Raw genomic sequence first — 7147 nt, forward strand, 5'->3', positions numbered from 1 at the left:
CCCACCGTGCGATCGAATCGATCACCCTGGACCGCGAAGTGGCGCACCTCAAAGACGAGCTGATGCCCAAGTACGCCAGCCTGATCTACACCGGCTACTGGTGGAGCCCTGAGCGTCTGATGCTGCAACAAATGATCGATGCGTCCCAGGTCAACGTGAACGGCGTTGTGCGCCTGAAACTGTACAAGGGCAATGTGATCGTCACTGGCCGCAAGTCCGACGACTCGCTGTTCGACGCCAACATCGCGACCTTTGAAGAAGATGGCGGCGCGTACAACCAGGCGGATGCGGCGGGCTTCATCAAGCTCAACGCCTTGCGCATGCGCATTGCGGCGAATAAAGGCCGGAAGCTGTTCTGAGACCTTTGAGATCGTGATGGATACCTGACCTCGTCCTCGATGAGGTCAGGTACCTGAAAACGGGGTGTGACGCCAGTTGCTACGTTGTCGGGTGTTTTCGTTTGCCCTGATGATTTCCTGTTTTTCTCCTTCCAATGGTCTGACCTGTACTACACATTGTTGTTTGCCGGTTGCCCGGCCTGATCAATGACCGACAACCTGTGCGAGTCCAGATTGTAGGCAACATAAAAGGCGGCACAGCGCTTCCTGGCCTGCTTTGAATATTTAAGCGCACTGGCTTTCAGTAAAGTCTCCGAAACGGCACAGGTGACAAACAGAATCACGTACGCCGTCTTTTCCCGTGGCCTCTGGAGGTTTTCCAGCAGCGCTCCAAACTCGACCTCCTTGCTCATCCAGCGTGCATCCACGATGTACAGGTCTTTTATAAACTCCGGTAACTGAAGTCGATGCTGAACAAATACGGTGCTTTGCAGGCCAATTTCCGTTGGCGGGCCCTGTGCGCCGCAGGGCGTCCGAGCTGACCGCCGGTCATTCGTCGACGTTTCCAGAGCGGAACTCCCAGAGGACTTCCCGGACGTTTTTTTTTCCGGCCGCCCGGCAACATCCATGACCCTCATGAAGTGTTTTCCTTTTTCAAAGTCGGAGGGCGCATAAAGGGATTTGTAGTTGAAGTTGAGTGTCACGAAAAAAAGCAAAAGTAAATAAAACGGAAAGCTGATCAGAAACCAGACATAGAGTTCTCTTTCCTCTTGGTCGAGGAAGGGTAGAGAAATGGCTGCCGATGTCTCAGAGAGTGCTGCGAATATCGCGATAATTGTCATCGGGTTGGTGATTCGTTTTTTATTATGTTCCATATTCATGCTCTATTGTCTTTTTCGAATGGTTTTATGTAGTGGTCGTTGTGTTTTCTTCGGTTCTTTGGGTGTTGGTGGTGCTTTAATGATTGCTCAAAAAATATTATTTGCTGTAAGAGTAATTGGATGCCTGATGTGTGATATTTCTGGTGTGAATGTTTAGTGCGAAAATATCAGTTACGTTTTAACAGGGGGTAGAGGCTTATGTTTGTCAGGGCGCGACCGCTCAGGCGGGCTCTCGGAAAATTTTGGTCGTAAATCGATAGAGGTGACGGCTGGAAAGTGCGACACACTGACGCTGACACAGTTTTCAACTCATTCCGTTCGAGGGATTTTTGTAGGAGGAATCCGTGTTGTTTGTAGGGGATGTCTCTTGGTGTGGGTGGCTGGGAGGGGCGACATGCCATGGGTGAAACGACTAGGCTATTGTGCGGGCTCTAAAAATTCGAACAGCGAAAATTGGACTTGCCCATGAATAAAGTGCTGATCGTGGATGATCACCCCGTCATTCGTCTTGCGGTACGTATGCTAATGGAACGTCATGGCTACGAAGTTATTGCAGAAACCGATAATGGTGTGGATGCACTGCAACTGGCCCGTGAACTTATGCCGGATATTGTCATTCTGGATATCGGGATTCCGAAGCTGGACGGGTTGGAAGTCATCGCGCGTTTGTCTTCGACCTCAATGCCGATGAAAGTTCTGATCCTGACTTCCCAGGCGCCGGGGCATTTTTCAATGCGTTGCATGCAATCCGGTGCGGCCGGTTATGTCTGCAAGCAACAAGACCTGACGGAGTTGCTCAGTGCGATAAAGGCCGTGTTGTCAGGCTACAGTTACTTTCCTAATCAAGCCTTGCATACCGTGCGTTGCAGTTTGGGGAACGCCAGCGAGGCCGATATGGTTGATCGATTGTCGGGGCGGGAAATGATGGTCCTGCAACAGTTGGCCCGAGGAAAGACCAATAAAGAGATTGCCGATGGAATGTTTCTCAGCAATAAAACAGTCAGTACTTACAAGACCCGCCTGTTGCTCAAACTGAATGCGAGGTCTCTGGTCGATTTGATCGAGTTGGCACAACGCAATGGTCTGGTGTGATGACGTAATTGTGCGACAAGGGGCGTCCACCAGAGTATGGCACTTGAAAAAAAGCCTCCGTTTCGGGAGGCTCTCAGGTGTCATAAGTCAAAATCGTAATCGGCCAATTGCTTTTGCAGTCGGCGCTCCTCCAGCAGATTGTCGATGGTGCGGCGTTTGCTCAGATTAGTTTTCGCTGCTTCAACCACCRGCTCAGCGTCATCGGTTTCGGCGGTGGTGAAGTCGTCTTCTACGTCCAATTGCTCTTTGCCAGTACTCATTTAGTTACTCCAGGCTAAGAAGGCCTTTGGCGCTCCTTATATCGACAATCTCCCGGCGGGTAAAAAAGATTTTTTCAATCGACAATTCAATAAACCTAATAGCGCCTCAATCGTCGGAGGTTTTGTGCTTGTATTCGCACAAGTCCTCGATCCGGCAGCTCCCGCATCGGGGCTTGCGGGCCAGGCAAACGTAGCGGCCGTGAAGGATCAGCCAGTGATGGGAGTCGAGCAGGTACTCCCGGGGCACGAATTTCATCAGCTTTTTCTCGACTTCAATCACATTCTTGCCGGGAGCAATGCCAGTCCGGTTGCTGACCCTGAAGATATGCGTGTCGACGGCCATGGTCAGCTGACGGAATGCCGTATTGAGTACCACATTGGCGGTTTTGCGGCCGACGCCGGGCAGTGCTTCCAGCTCTTCGCGGGTTTGTGGCACTTCACCGGCGTGGCGCTCGACCAGCAGGCGGCAGGTTTCGATCACGTTTTTTGCCTTGCTGTTGTACAGACCGATGGTCTTGATGTACTCCGACAGTCCTTCGACACCCAGGGCATGGATCGCTGCCGGGGTGTTGGCGACCGGGAACAGCCTGGCTGTGGCCTTGTTGACGCCGACATCGGTCGACTGCGCCGAGAGAATCACGGCAATCAGCAATTCGAACGGTGAGGAATAGGCCAGTTCGGTCTTTGGTTCCGGGTTGTCCTCGTGCAGCCTGCGGAAAATTTCCAGACGTTTTGCGGCATTCATGGGCAGTGCGTTTCCTCGAAGACGATCAATGTGTGGAGCTGGGTCGCCAGGCCTGCCAGGCGGCGATCAGCAATCCGAGCAGAATGAACCCGCCAGGGACCAATGTGGCCAGGCGCAGCCCGCCATCGGCCATCAGTACCCAGCCTTGCCAGTCAGTTTGCGTAGCGCCGATCAGCCACGCCAGGTGATTTCCGAGTGTCCCGTTGCCGATGAGTTCGCGCAGCAGGCCCAGTGCGATCATCAGCACGACAAACTGTCCATTGAGTCGCAGGCGTGTGTGCCAGCTGTTCTGAAAGAATCCCGTGTGTTCCAGTACGACGCATTRCAAGGCGATCAAAGCGCCATAAAACCCCAGATGCTGCTGCCATTGCAGCGACCAGGCCTGTGCCATGAGTTCCGCGCAACTGGTGAGCGTGGTTGCCAACAGGATGCTGGCCAGCAAACGGTTCGCCGGGACCAGTCGGGATCGCAGGGCGCCCATGGCCAGGCTGAACAACTGGGTCACTACCATGAACATCAGGCACAGGCCAAGTGCGGCCATCAGCGACTCGCTAGCGCCGATCAGCGGCGTCAGCATCAAGGCGTTGCGCGGAGTCGATGAGTTATCCATGGGCAGGGTTTCCGAGCAGTTGTTGCCGGTGTTCATCGAAGTAGCGCAACGCATCGTGGACGGCATTGATCACCGCCCTTGAGGTGATAGTCGCACCTGCAATCTGATCGAACTGCCCCTGATCCTTTTTCAACGCCCAGCCACTGTCGCCCGGTTCTGTTCGAGACTTGCCGGAAAAAACCTGAAGCCAGACATTGGGCCAGTCGGCGATCCGCGCACCCAGTCCAGGGGTTTCCGACTGTTTGAGGGTTTTGACGCCCAGCAACCTGCCATTGGCGTCGACAGCGATCAACAGGTCGATGGCACCCGCGTAGCCAAGGGTTTGACTGCGCAGCAACACTGCGACGGGTTGATCGGTCCGGGTCGCCAGATAGCCACCGAGCAAGGCGCTGTTGGTCAGGGCAGTTGATTCGACCCTGATGGGGTGTTCGAGTGGTTGATTGTCGTAGCTGTCCGGCGCGATCAGGTCCAGCAGATTACGGCTGTCGATCAGGCGCTGTTCGGCTGCAATGCGCGGCGCGCTGCCGAGCTGCACGAAGTACGTCACACCAAGGCCCAGTGCGGTCAAAAGCACTAGAAGCGCGATGCTTGACGTCCGGCTCATGGTGCCTCCGGCTGTTGTCTGGCCGCCACGAACCTCTCCAGCGCCGGCACGCACAGGTTCATCAACAGCACGGCAAAGGCGATGCCGTCCGGATAGCCGCCCCAGGTACGGATCAGATAAGTCAGCAGTCCGACGCCAGCGCCGAACAGCAGTCGCGCGCCTGGGCTTCTGGCGCCGGACACCGGTTCGGTGATGATGAAGAACGCCCCCAGAATGGTTGCGCCGCTAAGCAGATGAAACAGCGGTGAACCATGGGAGTCGGAGCCCGACCCGTTCCAGCACAGCAAGCTGATGATGAACAGGCTGGCCAGCATGCCGACCGGGGCATGCCAACTGATCACCCGCCGTTGCAGGAGAAACAATCCACCTGCCAGAAACGCCAGGCTCATCCATTCCACTCCCCGGCCGCCGAAGTGGCCGAATGCCGGGTTGCCGGCAAACAGTTCATCCATGGTCAGGCTTTTGTTGATCCGCAGACTGTCCAGTGCCGTGGCCTGCACCCATGCATCCGGCGCCTGGCCGACACCGAACACTTGCTGCAAACCACTCGGCAGATCCATGCCATGGGACGATGGCCAATGGGTCATTGGTTGGGGGAAGGTCACCAGCACCAGAGCAAAACCGAGCATCGCCGGGTTGAAAGGATTCGAGCCGACACCGCCATACAAGTGCTTGCCAAACACCATGGCAAAAGCGGCAGCACTGAGGGTCAGCCACCATGGGCAGTAAGGCGGTAGCGCCAGAGCCAGCAAGGTGGCACTGACCAACGCGCTACCGTCCCTCAGGGTTGGTTGTAGCGGCCGCCTGCGCCATTGCACGACGGCGGCCTCGACGGCCAGCGCAGCAGCGGTCGCCAGAACCAGATTGATCAACACGCCCCAGCCGTACAGCCAGAACGCCGCCAGTATTCCTGGCAGCGTGGCCAGCAGCACCAGTTTCATCGCCTGTTGCAGGCGATCATCAACCGCTTCAAGGGCTGGCATGGGCGTCCACCTGGCGTTCGGCTTCACCGAGTGCGCGCTCCAGGGCTTCGATTTGTTCCGCCGGTGCTGCACTGGCCTGAGCCTTCTTGAGTTCGGCGCGGCGCATGGCCAACTGGATCTTGGCCCGTTTCAGATCGGCGTCATTTGACGACACCGCTGCGACCGCCGGCGCAGGGGCTGGTGGGGTGATGGTTTCCAGTTGCGCCAGGTTTTGTTCGGCGGCTTCGAACTGCTGTTGCAGGACGATCAACTGCGATTGCTGTTCGAAGGTTGGCGGATGCCCGAACGCCTTCAGCGATTTTTGCAGCTGCGCCCGACTCATCGCGACATCGATTTTCGCCTTTTTCAGCGCGGCATCGGCATTGGCGGCTTTCTGTGCGCGAACACGCTCGAGGGCGGACTGCACCGGGTCGACAGCCGCCTCGGCAGGTTGCGCGGCACGTTGCCGGGCCTGGCGTTCGGCGATTTTCTGTTGTTCTTCGCGCTGCAAGCGGGCATTGCGTTGTTCGAAGCTGCGCCGTGCGTGATCGCGCTTGAGGGTGCGGGCCTGCCGTGCTTGCGGTGTGAGGGCCAGGCCCCCGACAACCGGCAATACGGTGTCCATTGGCAGCGGGCGCATTTCGATGCAGTCCACCGGGCACGGTGCCACGCAAAGATCGCAACCGGTGCACTCATCGATGATCACCGTGTGCATCAGTTTGGCTGCACCGACAATGGCATCGACCGGACAGGCCTGAATGCACTTGGTGCAACCAATACACTCGGCTTCGCGGATATAGGCGATCTGCGCAGGTGCCGAGCCGCGAGTGATGTCCAGTTCCAGCACCGGCACCTTCAGCAACTCGGCCAGGGCCGCGATGGTTTCCTTGCCACCGGGCGGACACTTGTTGATCGGCTCACCGCTGGCGATGCCTTCGGCGTACGGCTTGCACCCGGGGTGGCCGCATTTGCCACATTGGGTTTGCGGCAAGAGTGCGTCGATGCGTTGAATCAGACTCATGTTTTGATCAGTCCGCTGAATCCGAGAAAAGCCACTGCAATCAGGCCGGCACCAATCAGGTCGATCGGCAGGCCGCGAAAGGGCAGGGGAACATCGTTGCCGGCCGTACGTTCACGCAAATCAACGAACAGGCTCAGCACCAGCCAGAAGCCMAGCCCTGCACCGAGGCCCAAGGCTGTGGCGTGAAAGAAACCCTTGTCTTCCTGAGCATTGAGCAAGGCTACGCCGAGCACGCCGGCATTGCCCAGCAGCAACGGCCAGAGGCCTTCAAACGGCAGTGTCGAAAACAACCGCGCCAGAAACTTCAGCAACGGGCTGATCAGCAGCACGCTCAATGGCAGAAACACAAACAGACGCAACGGCGTCAATTGCAGCGGCACCAACAGCCAGTGATAGAGCGCGTAGCCGAGCATGCCCACGACCAGCATCAGGCACGTCGTCGCAATGCCCAAGGCATGGACCTGACGGTGCTGGCCGACCAGCAACGGATCGACGGCCAACGGCCAGTGCAACACGAGGTTGTTGATCAGGGCAGCGCTGATGAGCGTAAGCAGGATTTCGGTCATTGTTCGTGCCGGCAGGAACAGTAGTTTTTGTAGGAGCGAGCTTGGTCCGGGCGGCGTTCCGACGATGG

9 protein-coding genes and 1 pseudogene are annotated in these 7147 nt (G+C 57.0%); 2 read left to right on the forward strand and 8 right to left on the reverse strand.

Annotation, left to right across the window (positions count from 1 at the left end):
- A pseudogene (locus ACXRVY_RS12995) lies at positions 1-359 on the forward strand (argininosuccinate synthase); the annotation flags it as partial.
- A gap of 149 nt (positions 360-508) precedes the next feature.
- On the opposite strand, the gene ACXRVY_RS13000 reads toward ACXRVY_RS12995, so the two are convergent.
- On the reverse strand, positions 509-1213 hold the full coding sequence (locus tag ACXRVY_RS13000; RefSeq protein WP_223460065.1) for a hypothetical protein: 705 nt from the start codon (positions 1211-1213) through the stop codon (positions 509-511).
- A 471-nt stretch (positions 1214-1684) separates the two neighbouring features.
- Between ACXRVY_RS13000 and ACXRVY_RS13005 the strand changes: the two genes are divergently transcribed.
- Positions 1685-2311: a response regulator transcription factor gene (locus tag ACXRVY_RS13005; protein ID WP_008053528.1), complete on the forward strand. Its 627-nt coding sequence runs from the start codon at positions 1685-1687 to the stop codon at positions 2309-2311.
- Between the two features lie 80 nt (positions 2312-2391).
- Here the strand turns inward: ACXRVY_RS13005 and ACXRVY_RS13010 are convergent, their stop codons facing one another.
- The 7 genes from ACXRVY_RS13010 to ACXRVY_RS13040 form a co-directional block, all read right to left on the reverse strand.
- Positions 2392-2571, reverse strand: coding sequence for a PA3496 family putative envelope integrity protein (locus ACXRVY_RS13010; protein WP_458237524.1), 180 nt, complete (start codon positions 2569-2571; stop codon positions 2392-2394).
- Positions 2572-2677: 106 nt separating this feature from the next.
- Positions 2678-3316: an endonuclease III gene (gene nth, locus ACXRVY_RS13015; protein WP_223459951.1), complete on the reverse strand. Its 639-nt coding sequence runs from the start codon at positions 3314-3316 to the stop codon at positions 2678-2680.
- Positions 3317-3341: 25 nt separating this feature from the next.
- On the reverse strand, positions 3342-3926 hold the full coding sequence (locus ACXRVY_RS13020) for an Rnf-Nqr domain containing protein (RefSeq protein ID WP_458237525.1): 585 nt from the start codon (positions 3924-3926) through the stop codon (positions 3342-3344).
- Positions 3919-4530 (reverse strand): RnfABCDGE type electron transport complex subunit G, encoded by a 612-nt coding sequence (locus tag ACXRVY_RS13025; protein ID WP_223459955.1) that lies wholly within the window; start codon positions 4528-4530, stop codon positions 3919-3921. The genes ACXRVY_RS13020 and ACXRVY_RS13025 overlap by 8 nt, the downstream gene beginning before the upstream one ends.
- Positions 4527-5513 carry an RnfABCDGE type electron transport complex subunit D gene (locus tag ACXRVY_RS13030; RefSeq protein WP_223459958.1) on the reverse strand — a complete coding sequence of 329 codons (987 nt, stop codon included), beginning with the start codon at positions 5511-5513 and terminating at the stop codon, positions 4527-4529. The genes ACXRVY_RS13025 and ACXRVY_RS13030 overlap by 4 nt, the downstream gene beginning before the upstream one ends.
- Positions 5500-6513, reverse strand: a complete 1014-nt coding sequence (rsxB, locus tag ACXRVY_RS13035) for an electron transport complex subunit RsxB (protein WP_223459960.1) — start codon at positions 6511-6513, stop codon at positions 5500-5502. Before rsxB ends, ACXRVY_RS13030 begins: the two co-directional genes overlap by 14 nt.
- Positions 6510-7079, reverse strand: a complete 570-nt coding sequence (locus tag ACXRVY_RS13040; protein WP_223459962.1) for an electron transport complex protein RnfA — start codon at positions 7077-7079, stop codon at positions 6510-6512. Before ACXRVY_RS13040 ends, rsxB begins: the two co-directional genes overlap by 4 nt.
- Positions 7080-7147: the final 68 nt, after the last annotated feature.

The sequence above is a fragment of the Pseudomonas sp. P5_A2_2 genome (genome assembly GCF_054177685.1).